Origin of the sequence: Marinobacter xestospongiae (genome assembly GCF_023156385.1) — a bacterium.
Classification (GTDB): Bacteria; Pseudomonadota; Gammaproteobacteria; order Pseudomonadales; family Oleiphilaceae; genus Marinobacter; species Marinobacter xestospongiae.
Genome location: NZ_JAKZAK010000003.1, coordinates 22,840 through 41,037, shown reverse-complemented (window position 1 = coordinate 41,037; position 18,198 = coordinate 22,840). Strand labels below are relative to the sequence as shown.

The 18,198-nt window shown below is 60.9% G+C and carries 19 protein-coding genes; 14 read left to right on the top strand and 5 right to left on the bottom strand.

Translation table 11 applies throughout. The features are described from left to right. Positions 1–216: 216 nt before the first annotated feature. The gene (gene nadA, locus MLD24_RS03390; RefSeq protein ID WP_248164040.1) at positions 217–1,278 is read left to right on the top strand and encodes a quinolinate synthase NadA; all 1,062 of its coding nucleotides are present in this window, start codon (positions 217–219) and stop codon (positions 1,276–1,278) included. 17 nt (positions 1,279–1,295) lie between these two features. Here the strand turns inward: nadA and MLD24_RS03385 are convergent, their stop codons facing one another. Beyond that, entirely contained in the window at positions 1,296–2,795 is a 1,500-nt protein-coding gene (locus MLD24_RS03385; protein WP_248164027.1) for a M48 family metalloprotease, read from the bottom strand. A gap of 201 nt (positions 2,796–2,996) precedes the next feature. On the opposite strand from MLD24_RS03385, the gene MLD24_RS03380 reads away from it, so the two are divergent. Next, the gene (locus MLD24_RS03380) at positions 2,997–3,227 is read left to right on the top strand and encodes a sulfurtransferase TusA family protein (RefSeq protein ID WP_227171285.1); all 231 of its coding nucleotides are present in this window, start codon (positions 2,997–2,999) and stop codon (positions 3,225–3,227) included. A 19-nt stretch (positions 3,228–3,246) separates the two neighbouring features. After that, a complete protein-coding gene (locus MLD24_RS03375) occupies positions 3,247–4,326 on the top strand; it encodes an AI-2E family transporter (RefSeq protein ID WP_227171284.1) in 1,080 nt (359 codons plus the stop codon). A 67-nt stretch (positions 4,327–4,393) separates the two neighbouring features. Here the strand turns inward: MLD24_RS03375 and MLD24_RS03370 are convergent, their stop codons facing one another. Further along, positions 4,394–4,870: a peroxiredoxin gene (locus MLD24_RS03370; RefSeq protein WP_248164008.1), complete on the bottom strand. Its 477-nt coding sequence runs from the start codon at positions 4,868–4,870 to the stop codon at positions 4,394–4,396. Between the two features lie 292 nt (positions 4,871–5,162). Here MLD24_RS03370 and dapA point away from each other — a divergent pair, with 292 nt between their 5' ends. From dapA to MLD24_RS03335, 7 genes are all read left to right on the top strand, one after another. Then, the gene (gene dapA / locus MLD24_RS03365) at positions 5,163–6,038 is read left to right on the top strand and encodes a 4-hydroxy-tetrahydrodipicolinate synthase (protein WP_248164005.1); all 876 of its coding nucleotides are present in this window, start codon (positions 5,163–5,165) and stop codon (positions 6,036–6,038) included. Positions 6,039–6,064: 26 nt separating this feature from the next. Further along, positions 6,065–7,144 (top strand): NlpB/DapX family lipoprotein, encoded by a 1,080-nt coding sequence (gene bamC, locus MLD24_RS03360; RefSeq protein ID WP_248164002.1) that lies wholly within the window; start codon positions 6,065–6,067, stop codon positions 7,142–7,144. A gap of 41 nt (positions 7,145–7,185) precedes the next feature. Further along, positions 7,186–7,899, top strand: a complete 714-nt coding sequence (purC, locus tag MLD24_RS03355; protein WP_248163999.1) for a phosphoribosylaminoimidazolesuccinocarboxamide synthase — start codon at positions 7,186–7,188, stop codon at positions 7,897–7,899. A 66-nt stretch (positions 7,900–7,965) separates the two neighbouring features. Continuing rightward, positions 7,966–8,694, top strand: coding sequence for a TIGR04219 family outer membrane beta-barrel protein (locus MLD24_RS03350; RefSeq protein ID WP_227171279.1), 729 nt, complete (start codon positions 7,966–7,968; stop codon positions 8,692–8,694). Positions 8,695–8,877: 183 nt separating this feature from the next. Further along, on the top strand, positions 8,878–9,885 hold the full coding sequence (locus tag MLD24_RS03345) for an NAD-dependent epimerase (RefSeq protein WP_227171278.1): 1,008 nt from the start codon (positions 8,878–8,880) through the stop codon (positions 9,883–9,885). A 101-nt stretch (positions 9,886–9,986) separates the two neighbouring features. Next, positions 9,987–10,328 (top strand): 4a-hydroxytetrahydrobiopterin dehydratase, encoded by a 342-nt coding sequence (locus MLD24_RS03340; RefSeq protein ID WP_248163988.1) that lies wholly within the window; start codon positions 9,987–9,989, stop codon positions 10,326–10,328. 99 nt (positions 10,329–10,427) lie between these two features. Beyond that, positions 10,428–11,405 carry a hypothetical protein gene (locus tag MLD24_RS03335; RefSeq protein WP_248163986.1) on the top strand — a complete coding sequence of 326 codons (978 nt, stop codon included), beginning with the start codon at positions 10,428–10,430 and terminating at the stop codon, positions 11,403–11,405. A 68-nt stretch (positions 11,406–11,473) separates the two neighbouring features. Here the strand turns inward: MLD24_RS03335 and MLD24_RS03330 are convergent, their stop codons facing one another. Continuing rightward, complete coding sequence (locus tag MLD24_RS03330) at positions 11,474–13,474, bottom strand: TonB-dependent receptor domain-containing protein (RefSeq protein ID WP_248163983.1); 2,001 nt, start codon at positions 13,472–13,474, stop codon at positions 11,474–11,476. Between the two features lie 122 nt (positions 13,475–13,596). On the opposite strand from MLD24_RS03330, the gene MLD24_RS03325 reads away from it, so the two are divergent. The 3 genes from MLD24_RS03325 (at position 13,597) to MLD24_RS03315 (ending at position 15,860) form a co-directional block, all read left to right on the top strand. Further along, on the top strand, positions 13,597–14,853 hold the full coding sequence (locus MLD24_RS03325) for a sensor histidine kinase (RefSeq protein WP_248163980.1): 1,257 nt from the start codon (positions 13,597–13,599) through the stop codon (positions 14,851–14,853). Then, entirely contained in the window at positions 14,846–15,379 is a 534-nt protein-coding gene (locus MLD24_RS03320) for a response regulator transcription factor (protein ID WP_248163976.1), read from the top strand. Before MLD24_RS03325 ends, MLD24_RS03320 begins: the two co-directional genes overlap by 8 nt. A gap of 160 nt (positions 15,380–15,539) precedes the next feature. Continuing rightward, positions 15,540–15,860 (top strand): hypothetical protein, encoded by a 321-nt coding sequence (locus MLD24_RS03315; RefSeq protein ID WP_248163963.1) that lies wholly within the window; start codon positions 15,540–15,542, stop codon positions 15,858–15,860. A 3-nt stretch (positions 15,861–15,863) separates the two neighbouring features. On the opposite strand, the gene MLD24_RS03310 is transcribed toward MLD24_RS03315, so the two are convergent. Further along, positions 15,864–17,033, bottom strand: a complete 1,170-nt coding sequence (locus MLD24_RS03310) for a cation:proton antiporter (RefSeq protein ID WP_248163959.1) — start codon at positions 17,031–17,033, stop codon at positions 15,864–15,866. 196 nt (positions 17,034–17,229) lie between these two features. Between MLD24_RS03310 and MLD24_RS03305 the strand changes: the two genes are divergently transcribed. After that, positions 17,230–17,679, top strand: coding sequence for a GNAT family N-acetyltransferase (locus tag MLD24_RS03305; protein WP_248163956.1), 450 nt, complete (start codon positions 17,230–17,232; stop codon positions 17,677–17,679). Here the strand turns inward: MLD24_RS03305 and MLD24_RS03300 are convergent, their stop codons facing one another. Then, a complete protein-coding gene (locus tag MLD24_RS03300; RefSeq protein WP_248163952.1) occupies positions 17,680–18,087 on the bottom strand; it encodes a BLUF domain-containing protein in 408 nt (135 codons plus the stop codon). Positions 18,088–18,198: the final 111 nt, after the last annotated feature.

The following is an 18,198-nucleotide window of genomic DNA, read 5'->3' as shown; positions in this document are numbered from 1 at the left end:
AAATAAACCATCCGGGCTTCTCGGGTTGGTTGGAAAAAAGAGCCTTCGGGCTCTTTTTTTTTGCCCAAAGATACCAATGTCTCCAGGGAGACTCCAAGTGGCTTCCAGCTACTCGGGTTACCCAGTCTTCTCAATAACAGCCCAGTGTGACAGGGTCATGAATCAACCTGTCCGATGGTACAATGGGGCTGAAGAATAACGGATGAGATGTAGACCATGACACGAGCCGAAGATCGAATTCTGGTACAGGAGCATCTGGCCCACCAGGCAGAGCCAAAAACCCTCAGTGGCGATGAGAAGGCCGCGCTGGAAGCGCGTATTCGCCAGGCCCTGAAGGATCAGGATGCCGTGCTCGTGGCGCACTATTACACCGATCCCGACATTCAGCGACTGGCCGAGGAAACCGGCGGCTGTGTGGCTGACTCGCTGGAGATGGCCCGCTTCGGTCGTGACCATGCGGCATCCACTGTCGTCGTCGCGGGTGTGAAGTTCATGGGGGAGACTGCCAAGATCCTCACGCCGGAAAAGCGGGTGCTGATGCCGACTCTGGAGGCAACCTGTTCGCTGGATGTGGGGTGCCCGGCGGATGAGTTCGCAGCGTTCTGCGATCAGCATCCGGACCGGACCGTGGTGGTGTATGCCAATACCTCCGCGGCGGTGAAGGCGAGGGCGGACTGGGTGGTCACGTCCAGCTGTGCCCAGGCCATTGTGGAGTCCCTGGATGCCCGTGGCGAGAAGCTGATCTGGGCGCCGGACAAACATCTGGGGCACTACGTCCAGAAGACCACCGGCGCTGATATGCTGCTGTGGGACGGCTCCTGCATCGTGCATGAAGAGTTCAAGCATCGTGGGCTGGAAGATCTGAAAGCCCTGTACCCGGATGCGGCGATTCTGGTGCACCCGGAGTCGCCGGATGCGGTGGTGGAGATGGCGGACGTGGTCGGCTCCACATCGCAGCTGATTCATGCAGTACAGACCCTGCCGAACGACAAGTTCGTGGTTGCCACCGACAACGGCATCTTCTACAAGATGCAGCAGCTGGCGCCCAACAAGACCCTGATCGAAGCACCTACGGCCGGAAACGGCGCGACCTGTCGCAGCTGTGCCCATTGCCCGTGGATGGCGATGAACGGCCTGGAAAACCTGCTCCATGTGCTGGAGTCTGGAGATCAGCAGGTGCACGTGGATGACGCGTTGAGAGAGCGTGCGCTGGCGCCTTTGAAGCGCATGCTGGATTTCACCGCCGACATGAACCTCAAGGCCGCTGGCAACGCCTGAGGGCATTCAGTCCACCGTCAGCGGCGGCGTTTGGCCAGAGCCTGGCTGACCTCGTTCAGTCTTGATGACAGGCTCTGGTAGGATGGCGTCCCCGGGGGCGCCTTCTCCTGCGCCTCCAGCAGTTGCCGGTGGGCTGATTCCAGATCCCCCATCAGAATCGCGTACTCCGCCCGGGCTTCGTGCACACCAACGATGTTCCGCGCCTGACCTTCCGCTTCCGCCAGTCTCAGCCAGAGATTCTCCCGTTCCGGATATTGCCTGATCAGTGTGCGCAGATAGCCGCTGGCGGCGCGGGCATTGCCATCCGCCAGTTCGGTGCGGGCCAGCATGTCGGTGATCGGAGCGTTCTCCGGGTTGCGGCCCAGTGCCTCGTGCATCAGGGCGTTGGCCTCGGTGGCGCGCTCCTGGGCGAGCAGGGCCTCGGCCAGCGTCACCTGGTAAGTTATGCGGCCGGGCTGGTGCGCCAGCAGCTGTCGCAGGGTCGATTCGGCCTCGGCAGGCCGGCGATTGCCCAGATAGGCGACTGCCAGTCCGTAATGATCCGCGGGGCTCTCGCCGATCGGGGTGCCGGCAGTGCGGCGCTCGAAGAAGGCGACGCCGTGTTCCGGCGTGGTGGCGTAGTGGGCCTGCAGGCGCGCTCTGACCAGGTGATACTCCAGCCGGTCTGCAACCTGCGTGATGGGGTACTGCTCGGCACGGGAACGGGTGTCCGAGACCCGGCTCTGGGTCAGCGGGTGGGTGGACAGGTATTCCGGCGGCTGATTTCCCTGCAACCGGTTCTGGCGCATCATGGTTTCAAACATGGCCGGCATGCCGCGGGGGTCAAAGCCGGCATCCGCCATGATGTCGAGACCGATCCGGTCGGCTTCCTGTTCGTGGGCGCGACTGTATTGCAGCATGTTCTGGATGCTTAGGGCCTGGGTGCCGGCAATGGCCGCCAGGCCGACGTCGGATTTTGTGACGGCGGACAGAATGATGCCGGTGACCATGCCGGCGATCGCCAGCGGGGCGTTGGTTTCCTGCTGTTCCAGGCGGCGGGCAAAGTGGCGCTGGCTGAGGTGGGCCAATTCGTGGGCGATAACGGAGCCAAACTGCTGCTCGCTGCGGGCGTAGAGAAACAGGCCGCCGTTCACACCGACGATGTTGCCGGGTACCGCAAAGGCATTGATATCGGGACTGTCAATCAGCACCAGGGTCAGGTGCTTGTCGCCCAGAGGCACCGAGGGCAGCAGGCGGTGGACCATCGATTCCAGGTAATCCGCCACCAGCGGGTCCTGGATGCGCGGTGCGGAACGGCGGATGGACCCCATAACCTGACGGCCGATTTCGGCTTCCTGCTGTTCGGAAATCAGCCCTCCGCCGAGGCCGCCAATGGTTGGCAGGGCCTGATCGGTCGCCGCCAGTGGCGTGGCCAGCAGGCTGCAGATGGCCAGCGCGGCAAATCGACGGCGAAACCGGCACCTGAAAGCGGAGCAGGTGGTGCCGGTTACGGTGCGAAGCTGTTTGCGGTAAGCCATAATGCGGTACTATTCCTGGCTGCGTCATACTTGGCCGCTGGATCGGGCGATGGTCGTCCTGTCGACAGTCAGGCCTGGTTCAGAGGGTCTTGGGATGCTCTGAATGCGTTCAGAATCCTTCTGGGGGCGGGTGGTTCACCGGTCCCTCGCTGTGTTGCCTTTACTACTTTACCTTTGCCTCATCCGAATTGTGACCGAATCATGCCAGACAAGTTGCTTGATGCGTCAGGGCTGCAATGCCCGATGCCTTTACTGAAGACCAAGTTGGAGCTCAGCGCCATGGTGGCCGGGCAGCAGTTGGAAGTGTTGGCTACCGACCCAGGCTCGGCCCGAGATATTCCCGCCTACCTGGCGATGTCCGACCATCGGCTAATCAGCCAATCCGAAACCGAAGGCCGCTATCGCTTTGTGATAGAGTGCGGCCAGTCCTGAGTCCCTGCCGGAGCCGTTCATGGTCAGAATTCTACGTGGTCTAGCCGATAAATACTTTTCAGATGACGAAGCTGTCATCCTGCTACTGCTGTTGGTGGTGGGTACCCTGGCAGTGGTCTTCTTTGGTGCCATGCTGGCGCCCGTGATTGCATCGGTGATCGTGGCTTTCATCCTGCAGGGGCTGGTGAGCAAGCTGATGGGATGGGGAGTGCCGGAGACGCTTGCCATTGTCGGCGTTTTCCTGGTGTTTATGGGTATCCTGCTGGGTTTCCTGTTTGGTCTGATGCCGTTGGTGTGGACCCAGGTCACTGCGCTCGCCGGGGAGGCGCCTCGCATCTTCCGTGAGTTACAGAGCTACATGGAGGTGCTGCCGGATCAGTACCCGAACCTGATTTCTATTGACGCGGTGAACACCGTCTACCACGAGGTGACGTCAGAAGCGGCGCGGATGACTCAGTGGCTGGTGTCCTTCTCGCTCTCCAGCATTCCGGATCTGCTGGCCGTGCTCATTTACATGGTGCTGGTCCCGATTCTGGTGTTCTTTTTCCTGAAGGACCGCAAGCTGCTGCTGGGAGCACTGGCCCGTCTGCTTCCTCACCAGCGGCCGCTGATGCTGCACATCTGGGAAGAAGTGAATCTGCAGTGTGCCAATTACGTCCGCGGCAAGGCGGTCGAGATCCTGATCGTTGGTGGCGCCACCTACGTTGCGTTCAAACTGCTGGGCGTTCCCTACGCCGCTTTACTGTCGCTGCTGGTGGGGCTGAGTGTGGTGATTCCCTACATCGGCGCCGCCGTAGTAACCATTCCGGTGGCGATGATTGCGCTTTTCGCCTTTGGTTGGGGCAGTCACTTCATCTGGGTGATGGTGGTGTACGGCATTATTCAGGCGCTGGATGGCAATGTGCTGGTACCGGTGCTGTTCTCTGAAGTAAACAACCTGCACCCGGTGGTCATCATCGTGGCGGTATTGTTTTTTGGGGGTGTCTGGGGGCTGTGGGGGGTGTTCTTTGCGATCCCTCTGGCAACCATGCTGAAGGCGATTTTCTCCGCCTGGCCGGTCAAGCGAGAGCCGCTGGGGCCGATTGACGACGTGGGCTGACGAGGCGCCAGCCCATTGGAAGGCCCGGGTTGCCGGCTGTCGGTAACCCTGGTCTTTGAATGCGATGTTAGCCGTTCACTTCCTGGGCGGCAGCCAGCACTTCGTCAACATGCCCTTTGACCTTGACGCTGCGCCACTCCCGGCGCAGGACGCCTTCCTTGTCGATCAGGAAGGTGCTGCGATCGATGCCCATGTATTCCTTGCCATAGAGCTTCTTCAGCTTGATCACATCAAACTGCTGGCACAGTTCTTCATCCTTGTCTGAGATCAGCTGGAACGGAAACTCGTGCTTCGCGCGAAAGTTGGTGTGGACTTTGAGGCTGTCCCGGGAGACACCAAACACGACCGTGTCACAGGCCTCGAAAGCGGCGTGCTGATCGCGGAAGTCCTGCCCCTCGGTGGTGCAGCCCGGGGTGTTGTCCTTGGGGTAAAAATAGATCACCAGGTTTTTCTTGCCGCGGAAGTCGGACAGCCGGACGGTTTGATCTTCCGTTGCTGGCGCTTCAAATTCGGCGACTGGCTGATTCAGTTCGACAGTGGGCATGGGAACTCCTGTTTGCTGTTCGAGATATAGTTTGCGAGTTGGGACGTCTTACTATCTGAAGGTCTTACAACCTGAAAGTCTTGCAACCGGGAAGTCTTGCAAGAAAGTCTTGCAAAAACGTCATACGGCGACGGTGCGTCTGGCGGTTCACTCCCCGGGCCGGATTGCCCGTCACTGCTGGCGTGAATGCAGGGTAGGGTGATTCACTGGGAATCATGACTTTATGCAAGGGCTCCCTTGTGTCGGTTGGCACCCAACATTACCATAACCGTTTTATCTGGACGGAGTCTTTATGATTACTGGTAGCCTCGTCGCGCTGGTGACGCCCATGCATCCGGATGGCAGTATCCACTGGGAGCATCTGGACGCACTGGTAGACTTTCACATTGAAAATGGCACCGACGGCATTGTTGCGGTCGGCACCACTGGGGAATCTGCAACCCTGGACCCGAAAGAACACTGCCAGACGATTGGTCACATCATCAAACGGGTGAACGGCCGTATTCCGGTGATTGCCGGTACCGGCGCCAACAGCACCCGCGAGGCGATCGAGTTGACCACTGAGGCGCACAAGCTGGGGGCCGATGCCTGCCTGCTGGTGGTGCCTTACTACAACAAGCCCAGCCAGGAAGGACTCTACCAGCATTTCCGTGCCATCGCCGAAGCCGTGCCGGTCAATCAGATGCTGTACAACGTGCCTGGCCGTACCGCCTGCGACATGATGAACGAAACTGTGGAGCGTCTGGCGGACATTCCCAACATCGTTGGCATCAAGGACGCCACGGGCAACATCCCCCGTGGTGCCGAACTGATCGAGGCGGTCAAAGGTCGTCTGGCCGTCTACTCCGGTGACGACGCCACAGCGGCTGACCTGATGCTGGCCGGTGCCAAGGGTAACGTGTCGGTAACGGCCAACGTCGCGCCCCGGGCCATGGCCGATCTGTGCAAGGCTGTCATCGCCGGTGACCGGGATGAAACCGCACGCCTGAATGACCTGTTGAATCCGCTCAATCGCAAACTGTTCCTGGAAGCGAACCCGATTCCGGTGAAGTGGGCACTGGCCCGGATGGGACTGATTGGCGAAGGTATCCGCCTGCCGCTGACTGTGCTTGATCAAAAATTCCACAGCGAAGTGGAAGACGCCCTCAACGCCGCTGGTGTCCTCTGAGTCAACGCACTAACTGGAGATGCCTGATGGTTCAACCGTTCAGGACAGCACCGCGTTCCCGCGGTGCTTTTGCTGGTCTGGCGGTCGGTTGCGCCCTGGTCGCGGTATCAGGGTGCAGTGCGGTGGACGACCGCTCCCTGGAGTACGTCAACGCCCCCGCTGGTGAGCCGCTGAAAACGATCGACGAACGTCAGCGTGACCGGATCGGCAACGCCTACCCCATTCGCGAGATTGATAGCGCCGACAGCGGTGGCATGTACGCCGGCGATCTGCCGCGACCACCCGACATGACGGCCGATATCCTCGAGCAGAACTACCTGATCGAAGAACTCGACGACCAGGCCTGGCTGCTGATCAACGAAGTGCCAGGCCAGGTCTGGCCTGGTGTCACCGCCTACCTCAATGAGCGGGGCTTCGGTGTTGCCCAGGACAGTCCCCAGCTCGGCCTGGTGCAGAGTGAACTGGTGAACTTCAGTCGTCGTGCCCGATCTCTGGTAGGGCTTGAGGATGGCCAGGCCAATGAGCCTCGGATTCTGGTCCAGGCCCGTGTTGCGCCGGGTGTCCGTCGCAAGACCACCGAGGTGCAGTTGCGCCCCCGTGTGGTGGAGGGCAACCCCGACGAGCTGATGTCCTGGCAACCGCGCACGGATGACAAAACCGTGGAAAAGAACCTGCTTCAGGATCTGGCCACCTTCCTGCAGGCGCGGGCCGACACCAAATCCTATTCCCGTGCGGCGCTGGGCATCAGCAATGAGCCGCGGGTGAAACTGGTGTCGGAGGATGAGATTCCCCGTGCCATTCGGATGGATCTGGCCTTTGACCGGGCCTGGGGCGAGGTCCAGCGGGCCCTGCGGGAGGCCGAGGTCGCTGTGGTTGACCTTGACCGCAGCCAGGGGCGCTTCTACGTCGATTATCGCTCGAGTGAAGAGCTCGACCCGGGCATGTTCAGCTGGTTCGCTGACGAGCCGGAGCCGAAGTACACTTTCTACGTCAATCTCGAACAGCAGGGGCAGGCTATCCAGGTGACCACTGGCCGGGCGCCGGATCACGACGGCGCCAATCGCGCCACGCTGCTGCTGACGGAACTATTTGATCACCTATATTGAGCAGCCACGGTGGCTTTGAGCCACCGCTGCCGGAGATACCAATGGAAAAGCGCGAAGAGCTTTACGCGGGCAAGGCCAAATCGGTCTTCCGCACTGACGACCCTGATCTGTTCGTTCTGGAATTCCGTGACGACACCTCGGCCTTTGATGGCGAGAAGAAAGAGCAGCTGAACCGCAAGGGCATGGTCAATAACCGCTTCAATGCCTTCATCATGGACAAACTGGAAGCCGCTGGCGTTCCAACCCATTTTGAGAAGCTGCTGTCTTCCACCGAATCCCTGGTCAAGAACCTGGACATGATTCCGGTGGAGTGCGTGGTACGGAACATCTCGGCGGGCAGTCTCTGTCGCCGTCTGGGCGTAGAGGAAGGTCAGACCCTGAATCCGCCGACCTACGAGCTGTTCCTGAAGAACGACGAACTGCACGACCCGATGGTCAACGAGTCTCTGTCGGTCAGCTTTGGCTGGGCAACGGAAGCAGATCTTGAGCAGATGAAAACGCTGACCTACAAGGTCAACGGTGTGCTCAAGCAACTGTTCGATGATGCCGGCATGTTGCTGGTGGACTACAAGCTGGAGTTCGGACGCGCGGGTGGCCAGGTTGTGCTGGGTGACGAGTTCAGCCCCGATGGCTGCCGGATCTGGGACAAGGAAACCCGCAAGAAGATGGACAAGGACCGCTTCCGTCAGGGCCTGGGCGACGTTATCGAAACCTATGAGGAAGTCGGGCGCCGGCTTGGCATTACGTTTGACTGATTCGTCAGCCTCGCCGATGTGCAATCATTGGTAGCCAACCTCAATGGTATAGTGAAGGGGATAGTTATGCGTAATCGTATTCTGGCGCTCGGAGCCTTGCTGGCGGCGGCGCCACTGGCCCAGGCGGACATTATCGGGGCCGGCGCCTCGGTGAGTTACTGGGACGCGGAAGTGGCCGGCAAAGCCGGCCAGAAAGGTGACCTGCTGGATGTCGAGAACGATCTCGATCTGGGGGATAACAGCAACACGACCATCGCCCTGTACCTGGAGCACCCGGTACCGTTGCTGCCAAATGTCCGGATTGCTCACAGCTCTCTGGACCAGTCAGGCGATAGCGAACTGACTACCGATTTTGGCGGTATTGGCGCCGGTGTGCCAGTGACATCGGACCTGGAGTTCGAGCAGACGGATCTGACGCTGTACTACGAAGTTCTCGACAACTGGGTCAACCTGGACCTGGGGATCACTGCCCGGGACTTCAGCGGCGAGCTGGTGGTTACCCAGGTCGGTGGTGCTATCAGCGACACCACCAAGGTTGATGCCGTAGTGCCGATGGGCTATGTGGCTGCCCGCTTTGATCTGCCGTTCACCGGCGTATCGGTGGGTGCAGAAGGCAACGCCATCAGTTTTGACGGTGACTCGATGTACGACGTCAACGCCTATGGCCAGTACGAGATTGCGCTGGTTCAGCTTCGTCTGGGCTACCGCGAGATCGCAGTGGACTATGAAGACGGCAGCGATCGCTTCGACATCGATGTGTCCGGCCCCTTCATCAGTGCCGGCCTGTCATTCTGACACCGGAAGCGGCGGTTGGTTGAATGATGGTTGTCACCAGGAGCGCCTTTTGGGGCGCTCTTGTTGTTTCTGAGGCACCACATTATTCAGCGCCACTACTGGCAACAGGCTGCATTCGCTAAACTAACCTCAGTGACCGATGCTGGACCATCGGAATCCCTTTTTGACCCTGGAGATATCACCTTGAAAATCCTGGTTACCGGTACCGCTGGTTTCATTGGCTCCCATCTGGCCCATCGACTGCTGGATCGTGGCGATGAAGTTATTGGTGTCGACAACGTCAACGACTATTACGACGTCAATCTCAAGGAAGCCCGGCTGGCCCGTCTGCTAGAACGGGACGGTTTTACCGAAGTACGGGAAGACGTGGCCGACCGTGACGTCATGGCAACGGTGTTCCGGGACCACAAGCCGGAACGGGTCGTCCACCTGGCGGCTCAGGCTGGTGTGCGCTATTCCCTCGAGAATCCCCATGCTTACGTAGACGCCAATCTGGTGGGGTTCATGAACATCCTCGAAGGTTGTCGGCACAACGACGTCAAGCACCTGGTGTACGCGTCCAGCAGTTCGGTCTACGGCGCCAATGAGGCCATGCCATTCTCTGTCCACGACAATGTCGACCACCCCCTGAGCCTGTATGCGGCGTCCAAGAAAGCCAATGAGCTGATGGCCCACACCTACAGCCATCTCTACAACCTGCCCACCACCGGTCTGCGGTTCTTTACCGTGTATGGCCCCTGGGGGCGCCCGGATATGGCCCTGTTCATTTTCACCCGCAAGATTCTGGCGGGGGAGCCGATTGATGTGTTCAATCACGGCCACCATCGTCGGGACTTCACGTACATTGATGACATCGTCGAAGGCGTTGTCCGCACCCTGGACCACGTAGCGCCCGGCAATCCGGACTGGTCCGGTGAAAAGCCGGACCCGGGTACCAGTCGTGCCCCCTATCGAATCTACAACATTGGCAGCAATAATCCGGTGGAGCTTTCCCGGTTTATTGAGATCATTGAGGAGCGCCTGGGCCGTAAGGCCGAGAAGAACCTGCTACCACTGCAGGCGGGCGATGTACCGGCCACCTACGCCGATGTGGATGCGCTGATCGAGGATGTGGACTACAAGCCATCGACCACCGTTGAAGACGGCATTGCCCGGTTCGTAGACTGGTATCGCTCGTTCTACAACGTGTGATCTGAGTGTACGATCAGTTGTGAGTGCGACCAGTTGTGAGTACGACCAGCGATGAGTAAGACGAGCTGAGATTTTACGACTAGCCACGAAGGGAGACCGCAATGAGCAATCTGAAAGAGCAGGCCTGTGAGGCTTGTCGAGCTGATGCCCCTAAGGTTTCTGGCGCCGAACGGTCGGCACTGCTGAAGGAAGTGCCCGACTGGGAGGTGGTTGAGCTGGATGGTGAGCTCCAGCTGCGTCGGGCCTTCAAACTCGCCAATTTCGCCGATGCCCTGGCCTTTGCCAACCGGATCGGAGACTTGGCGGAAGCGGAAGGCCATCACCCGGCCTTGCTGGTGGAATGGGGTAAGGTCACGGTGCGCTGGTGGACCCACAAGATTGGGGGGCTCCATCGCAATGACTTCATTATGGCGGCGCGAACGGACGTTTTGGCCGCGGGCTAGTGCCCCGTAACGACGTCATCCTGTGCTGGTCTGCCTGACAGGGAAGTGGGCCCGTCTGGGCTCTGTATTGACGGATGCATTATCGCAGGGAAGGACAGGATGATTGTTCCAGAGTTCTGGGCTGAAGCCAGCGAACGACGCAGGGTCGACGGCCGGCAGTTTACTGTAAAACGTTTTGGCTGGTCCGACAGCAGCGAGGCGGAGGCCCGGCAGCATGCCCAAACCCGGTTGGCCGAAGCGCTTGAGGAACTGGTTGAACGGGGTACCGTTCGCCGCGTCGATCACAAGGTTACCTACAATGGCGCCGAGGGTCTGCCGATTCGTGAGGAGGTTGTGGCCCGTCACGGCGATGTGGTGATTTCCCGCAATGGTTATGGTGCCCTGTGCCTGAATACGTCGGATGTGTTTTTTGCCGACATTGATGTATTACCGACGTCTTCCGAGCTCTACACCCTCACCGCCATCGTCTGTCTGGCAACGCTGGGCTGGTTGGCCGGCTCCAGCGCGGGAGGCCTGGGATTGGCGCTGGCGGGCGGTATCGTCGGGTTGCTGTTGGCGTTGCCATTGGCGAAGCTGCTGTTTGCCGCGGTGATGACGTGGCGAAAGAGCCCGGAAGAGCGCGCACTGGCCAACATCCGGCGTGTATCGATGGCCCATCCGCAACTGAATCTTCAGGTCTACCGCACACCGATGGGCTATCGCGTACTGGTGCTGAATGAGACCTTCGACCCGACCAGTGAGCGTACCCTCAAGCTTCTCTCCGAGTTCAATTCCGACCCGCGTTACATTGCCATGTGCCGCAATCAGCGCTGCTTCCGAGCCCGGGTCAGCCCGAAACCCTGGCGCATGAAGCTGGATCGGATGAAACCCAAATCCGGTGTCTGGCCGATCCGACAGGATCGCATGGCTGAACGCCAGGCCTGGGTGGAGAGTTATCAGCAAAAGGCAGCCGACTTCGCTGCCTGCCATTACCTGATGCACCTGGGCGCAGACACCCGAACCGACCAAGCGGAACGGGTGCAGGCACTGCATGATGACTACAGCCAGGCTCACCGAACCAGCCTGCCTGTCGCCTGAGCGCCATCTTTCTGAGGACTGTCGGCCTGAGTGCTCTCTGCCTGAGTGCTCTCTACCTGAGTTGAGTACTACCAGCGTGCGGTCAGTGCCGCCCGCAGGGTGCGGCCAGGCTCGTGCACCCGAATCGCTTCGGGATTGAACGGGTCGGTGTTGGCGCGGCTGACATGGGGGGCCCAGGTCTTGTCAAACAGGTTGTCGACAGCCCAGGTCAGCGACAGGCCTTCCATCAGCGGGTGAAGACCGGTCAGATTGATCACCCCGTAGCCTGGTGAGGTGTCTGCATCCTGTCCGGACCCCAGGTCCACCCGGTCCTGGCGGCGGGCGAGCTGCCATTCGATCCCGAGCTGATGTCCCTGGTTGTGCCAATCCAGGGTCTGGCTGAACTGCAGCGGCGGTATCTGGGGCAGAGCGCTGTTGCTGTCACGGTTGGTGCCCCGAACCGTTGCCAGGGTGCTGGCCAGCTGCCAGGGGCCGTGGTGCCAACTTACCTCCGCCTCGGCGCCGAGCAGTCGGGCGTCGACATTGCGGTAGACCGACACCTGATCGGCATTGCGGGTGCGCAGGATGAAATCCTCCACCTGATCCACCCAGATGGCGGGTCGCCAGCTCAGTGCTCCCTCACGACCCTCAAGCGCCAGTTCCAGTTTGTGGTGTTTCTCGGTGTCCAGCGCCGGGTTACCGACCCAGCGCTTGGCGGGCATCATGCTCCAGCTCGCCAGGTAGCGCTCGGTCACGCCGGGGCTGCGTACGCTGCGACTGGCCGTTACTTCCAGGGCGTGACCCGGCTTGAACTGCCAGCGGCTGTCCAGGAACGCGCTGATGTTGTGGTCGGTCTGCTCAAGTTCGGTGGTGCCATAGACCTGCTGGTAGATCGCCGCGGCAGAGTTGCTCATCATGCCCATGCCGAATGGTTTGTCGGCGGAGTCCGGGCTCATTTCCACCCGGTCGTAGCGGACACCGCCACCCAGCTGCCAGTGGCGTGTGAGCCGGTGGCTGGCCTCTGCAAACAGGCCCACGCGGTCCCGGTCCACGTCGGGCCAGATCACCGAGGTCAGCATCGCCAGGTCATCCCCGCCAAAGCGTTCCGCTTCCCAGTTGTTACGCTCCAGATCCAGGCCAGTCGCCCAACCGGTTTGGGCCGATGCGGTTTGATCGAGCGTCAGGCGCAGTCCCTGGGTTCGGGTCTGGGAATCGGTGACCATCGCCATGCCGGAGGTTCTCAGGCTGACGCTGTCCATGCGATGGTCGACATCCGCCTGCCACGCCACCAGTTCCCAGTCGCCGGACCCTACCGGGCTGCCCAGGGTGAGGCGGGCGATGTCGGTATCGGTTTTGGGGGCGTCCATGCCCGAGCCCGCGTACTTGACGTCACGCTCCTGTTGTCGCCGCAGCAAACCCTGAAGGTAAAAGCCGTTGTCAGCGGTCCAGCCTGCGTCCAGTCGACCCTCCCGGTTGGTGAAGGCACTGCGGATCTGGTTGCCGTCGCCGTCGTCATAGTCATCGGCTTTGTCATGACCTCCGGCCAGTCGCACCCAGCTGCGTTCATTGCCAAGGGCGGCACTGCCATTGATGATTGAGCCGCTGCCGTTATCCGATCCGCCGGCGGTCAGGTGACCGGTGAAGACGCCGTCGGCGAACCTGGGAGCGGCGGTAGTGGCCATGATCTGGCCACCGCTAATCGGTCCCCAGCGCAGCGTCTGATTGGTCGTGCGTACATCCAGCAGAGGTGTCAGCGCCGAGCTCAGCCGACTGGTGGCCGGGTCCATCCGGTTGGGGCAGGCGCCTTCGACGCGGATGCCATCAAGGAGCACATCGACACGGTCCCGGCCCTGACCACGGATGATCGGATCAAGGCCTCGGCCGCCCATACGGGACAGCGAAACCGAGGCGTCACCGGCCAGTCTCGCCACCGGCTCCGGCACCAGAACCTCGCTGGCGGGCGACTGCCATCGGTCGCCGGTAACCTGAATCAAGGGCAATGCGGTCGCGGGCTCTCCGGCCACCGATACCAACGGCAGGGCCACGCCCCCTGCCAGCCAAACCAGCGTCAGTCTGTGTACTGCTTTCACGGCTGTCTCTCCTGAATTGAACGTGGCGCCAATAGTAATCAGCGGGCCCGCGCCTGGCCTGAGACAGAATGCCGCATCTCCAAGTAGGTATTCCCAAAGGAAAAGCCGTTAGAATGCGGGTTATGGCTTGGTTAACCTATTCAGAATCCGGATTCCAGCAGGCAGGTCGCTACCTTCTCGGGCTGCGGCTGGCGATGGCCGCGGCCCAGTTGCTGGCGTTGGCGGTGGCGGAAAGCATGGTGTCGTTGGCCCAGGGTGGGGAAGCGCTTTGGCTGACGTTGATCTATGCCTCCCTGGCGGTCGGCGGCTGGTTGTGGTTTGAGCGCTGGCCGCCGGCGTCTGCCCTGGTGGTGGCGGCCGGGCTGGCGCTGGATCTGCTGATGATCGGCGGCTGGCTGTTTCTGATCGGTGGTTACACCAACCCACTGACATCGCTGATGCTGTTACCGATTGCGGTGGCGATTGTGGTGCTGCCACTGGCCCAGAGTATCGGGCTGACCCTGCTTGGTATTGCGCTTTATACGGTGCTGGCGCGCTGGTACCTGCCGGTGACCATGGATCACCACCATGGCAGCAGCATGGCCCAGTTGCACCTGTTTGGTATGTGGCTGACGTTTGTGTTGACCTCGGCGATCCTGCTGCTGGTGGTTGGGACACTGGCCCAACGCCTGCGGAGACAGCAGGTCCAGCTGTCGAGGATTCGTGAAGGCCGCTTGCGGGACGAGCAGGTTATTGCTCTGGGGCTGTCCGCAGCGGCCGTCGCCCATCGCCTCAATACGCCCCTCAATACCCTCTCGCTGCTGGTGGATGACCTGAGGGCGGGGGAGACGAGGCCGGGACAGCAGGAAGACCTTGCGCTGATGGCCCAGCAGTTGGATCTGTGTAGCGGTCACCTCCGCCAGTTGACGTCAGCGGCGCGGCAGGCCAGCGCCGCGGAGCTGGAAGTGATTTCCGTTGCGGCCTGGATCAGGCGGCTGCGGGAGTCGGCGACCCTGCTCTGGCCAGGTGCCACGATGGAGTGGCAGGCGACGGTTCCGACCTCTGCCATCGCCGTGGATGCAACGCTGGACCAGGCCGTTCTCAACCTGCTTGCCAATGCACTGACTGCCAGCCCGGACTGGGTGGGGGTTGCCGTCAGGGACGTCGCCGGACGGCTGGAACTGGTGGTACAGGACCACGGTGATGGCCTGGAGACCACGCTCCAGGGTGCCCCCGGTGCCAGGGTTGTCGACTCTGATACCGGCCTGGGGGTTGGCCTGTTTTTGTCCAATGCCACCATCCAGCGATTGGGCGGCACGCTCAAGGCACGGGTGGAGCCTGGCGGCACCACGATGATCATCGAACTGCCGCTGGCAGAACAGGGGACAAACCATGGCTGACATCGCAAACTGGTTACTGATCGACGATGACGAGGCCTTTCTTCACGTGCTCAGACGGTCTCTGGACCGCCGGGGTATTGTTGCGGATGTTGCCCATTCGCCGCAGGAAGCCCGACAGCGGCTGTCAGAGCAGCATTACAGCCAGTGCGTGCTGGACCTGAACCTGGCCGGGGACAGTGGGTTGCAGCTATTGCCATTGCTGCTCGACAGTCAGCCGAATCTGAAGGTGGTGGTGTTGACCGGCTACGGCAGTATCGCTACAGCCGTGGAAGCGATGCGCCGTGGTGCCGTCAATTACCTGTGTAAACCGGTGACGGTGGATCAGCTGATTGCCGGGTTCGATGCCCTGGAAGCGCCGCCGGAGCTGAGGCCGGAGCCCCCCTCCGTTGAAGAGATGGAGTGGGAGCACATCCAGCGTGTACTGACGGAGAACGACGGGAATGTTTCCGCCACTGCCCGGGCCCTGAACATGCACCGACGGACATTACAGCGCAAGCTGCAGAAGCACTCGCTGTGGCGGGATTAGCTCCCTGGGGTCGATTGTCAGTGAGCTGACAGCGACGGCGGGCTGATGTTGTGGTCTTGCCCGATACGGTTCCGCCGCGTAATCTGATGTCCCGCGTCAGTGCGGTGGCCTTGGACAAGGCCAGGGAAGAGAACAACAAGGAAGAAAAGGACGTTCTGTTATGGATGATGTGAGTAAGCCGGGGCGGTGGCTTGTCGACGCTACTTTCTGGCTGGGGCATATTGCCTTGATTGTGCCTGTCTGGCTGGTCGACGATTTCTCCAATGCCCCGCTATGGGCGCTTCCTGCTGTTCTGGTGGGATTGATCAGTCTTATCGTTTACTTCTTCGCCATTGGTGTGTTTGCCCACCGGATGGGGCGCAGTGCCATTGTGTGGGGAGGGCTGGCGTGCCTGCTTTCGCCGCTGGGCGTGTGGGGGTCCTACCTGGCGTCGTTCTTTATTGAGCCCAGGCGCTCAAGTCAAATTGCGCCTCTGAGGTGACAGCTATCTTTTTCTGGTTTCTCCTGCCAGTCGCAGCTGCCAGGCGGTGATGGCCGGTCCGGCGAGCTCGAAGATTACGGTGGCGCCGATCACCAGTGGCAGTAGCAGGGTCAGTTCCGGCAGCCGCTCGGTGGCTACCAGGGCCAGTCCCAGAGCAACGCCGGCCTGGGGCAGCATGCAGGCGCCGGCGTAGCGCCGGACCACCGGTTCGGAGCGCGCGAATACACCACCCAGGTAGCCTCCGGCCAGTCGACCGGCAACCCGCGCCAGCAGGTAGACCAATCCCAGCAGCCCCAAGGTGGGCAACAGCGCCCAGTCAAGACTGTAGCCGGCGAGGAAGAAAAACAGGGCGAAGAACGGGTCGATTACCCCTTCAATGGATCGGAACGGACGCACGTGATGGTGGGCCCGGTTGGCGACCACCACGCCCAGGGTCATGCAGGTGAGCAGGTAGGACACCCCGAGGTATCCGGCCAGGCCGGCGGCCAGAAATACAAAGCCGGCCGCCTCCAGCAGCATCGGCTCGCCAGGCTTCAGGCGACCGGTGAGCCAGGCCATGGGCCAGCCAATGGTGGCCCCGAGGATCATGGCACCGAAGACGTCTGTCACGCCATGGGCCACCAGGTCGCTGATACTGTTGCCATTGCCGGCGACCAGCTCGGCAAACACCAGCAGGATACTGAACAGGATCGCGCCCCAGGCATCGTCAATGGCCACCACCTGGGTAACCACCCGGGTCAGCGGGCCTTTGGCGCCGGCTTCGCGGATCACATCCAGGGTGGCTGCCGGGTCGGTGGCGGTGGCAATCGCGGCCAACAGCAGCGCAGCCGGCAGGTTGCCGGTGAAGGCCCATACCGCCAGGAACATCACCAGCGCCGTCACCAGCGTCACCGTGAGACTGAGCACGATCGCTTCCCGGCCTTCCCGGAGATCCCGCAGAGACATCCGCTCCCCCAACAGAAAGCCGACCATCGCCAGCGTAAGCTCGGTAATCAGTTCGAAACTGCCGGTTGCCTGCAATGGAATCACGTCGAACAATGCCGGGCCGGCAAGGGCACCCAGCAGCAACAGAAGGGTGACCCGGGGAACGTGGACCTTCCCCCCGAGCGTGTGGGCTCCCAGTCCGAGCAGCATAATGATGCCCAGAAGCAGCAGATCGTGAGTGTGTTGCATGATGGCGGTCGTCGGTTATTGAGGCGTCTTGATCCCAGTTGCACAGAGAGGCTTCAGCGATTCCCGTTCTCTGAGCTATTGTGAGAGATCGAATCTAGCACGTAAGCTCTTCAGACCCCACTGACACGGCACGAACTCTTTTGCTCGGGTGATGGCCATCGATGAGAACAGAACTGTGACCCAGGATGATCAGCCAGTGACTATTCGCGCCGCAAGGCCGACCGACAGCCAGGCGGTATTGCGTCTGGCGGCAGCCCTGGTGCCTGACGGCGAAGGAGTGGACTCGCGTCGGGCGTTAAAGACACTGCTGGCGCTGCCTGATCATCGGGTCTGGGTTGCTGAGCTGGCAAGCGCTGCCAACCCGGCTATGGCCAGAGGTGCGGTCGTTGGTTGGATGCATGCGTTCATCGCCCGCCGGGTCGGTACGGTGCCCTTCGTTGAAGTCGGGGGGCTGGTGGTTGAAACCGCCCGGCGACGGGGCGGAATTGGCTCGTCGCTGCTGGCCCGGGCGACAACCTGGGGAGACTCGTTGGGCATGCCTGTGCGCGTGCGTTGTCGGGACGAACGGGAGGACAGTCATGCGTTCTATCTCGCCGAGGGTTTCAGGCACATCAAGAACCAGCGGGTATTTGAATGGCCGCGGTGATCAGAGGCTGCCAAGCTCGGCTAGCAGTCCGCAGGCGCTGGCGCCGGTCATCTCATAGGGGTTGAACTCCGCTTTTCCGGAGAACCTGAGGATCTGTTGCCGCGCCAACTGCCCGGATGGAACGTAGCCCATGGCCCACTGATCGAACCGTCGCTGCTCGATCTCGGCGTAATCAAGCAGCAGTATGTCGGAATGCCTCGGGTCCTGAAGTATGCGCTGGTACAGGTGATTGACGCGGGTGCGGGAGCCTTCAAGGCATTGCAGGAAATAGCGGTGATTGAAGCACAGCAGACCGGTGATGTCGTATTGCTCGTTGTAGGCACGGGAGGTTTCCAGAATCCGTGCGACGGCCTGTTCGTCTACCGACGCTGAAACACTGGAAGCGTAAACGAGACTGACAAGAAGCATGTTGATTTCCTTGGCAAAAGGCTGTGTTCCGGCAGCGAGTGTTGCCACCAGCCTTCTACAGGAGAGTAGATGGTGTATCTGCAGTCTAGCTTTGAATTCGCTTTCCGGCCT

Bases quoted from the DNA above. Each gene is read 5' to 3' on its own strand.
- nadA (WP_248164040.1), top strand. From the start codon at position 217: ATGACACGAGCCGAAGATCGAATTCTGGTACAGGAGCATCTGGCCCAC.
- MLD24_RS03385 (WP_248164027.1), bottom strand. From the start codon at position 2,795: ATGGCTTACCGCAAACAGCTTCGCACCGTAACCGGCACCACCTGCTCC.
- MLD24_RS03380 (WP_227171285.1), top strand. From the start codon at position 2,997: ATGCCAGACAAGTTGCTTGATGCGTCAGGGCTGCAATGCCCGATGCCT.
- MLD24_RS03375 (WP_227171284.1), top strand. From the start codon at position 3,247: ATGGTCAGAATTCTACGTGGTCTAGCCGATAAATACTTTTCAGATGAC.
- MLD24_RS03370 (WP_248164008.1), bottom strand. From the start codon at position 4,870: ATGCCCACTGTCGAACTGAATCAGCCAGTCGCCGAATTTGAAGCGCCA.
- dapA (WP_248164005.1), top strand. From the start codon at position 5,163: ATGATTACTGGTAGCCTCGTCGCGCTGGTGACGCCCATGCATCCGGAT.
- bamC (WP_248164002.1), top strand. From the start codon at position 6,065: ATGGTTCAACCGTTCAGGACAGCACCGCGTTCCCGCGGTGCTTTTGCT.
- purC (WP_248163999.1), top strand. From the start codon at position 7,186: ATGGAAAAGCGCGAAGAGCTTTACGCGGGCAAGGCCAAATCGGTCTTC.
- MLD24_RS03350 (WP_227171279.1), top strand. From the start codon at position 7,966: ATGCGTAATCGTATTCTGGCGCTCGGAGCCTTGCTGGCGGCGGCGCCA.
- MLD24_RS03340 (WP_248163988.1), top strand. From the start codon at position 9,987: ATGAGCAATCTGAAAGAGCAGGCCTGTGAGGCTTGTCGAGCTGATGCC.
- MLD24_RS03335 (WP_248163986.1), top strand. From the start codon at position 10,428: ATGATTGTTCCAGAGTTCTGGGCTGAAGCCAGCGAACGACGCAGGGTC.
- MLD24_RS03325 (WP_248163980.1), top strand. From the start codon at position 13,597: ATGGCTTGGTTAACCTATTCAGAATCCGGATTCCAGCAGGCAGGTCGC.
- MLD24_RS03320 (WP_248163976.1), top strand. From the start codon at position 14,846: ATGGCTGACATCGCAAACTGGTTACTGATCGACGATGACGAGGCCTTT.
- MLD24_RS03315 (WP_248163963.1), top strand. From the start codon at position 15,540: ATGGATGATGTGAGTAAGCCGGGGCGGTGGCTTGTCGACGCTACTTTC.
- MLD24_RS03310 (WP_248163959.1), bottom strand. From the start codon at position 17,033: ATGCAACACACTCACGATCTGCTGCTTCTGGGCATCATTATGCTGCTC.
- MLD24_RS03300 (WP_248163952.1), bottom strand. From the start codon at position 18,087: ATGCTTCTTGTCAGTCTCGTTTACGCTTCCAGTGTTTCAGCGTCGGTA.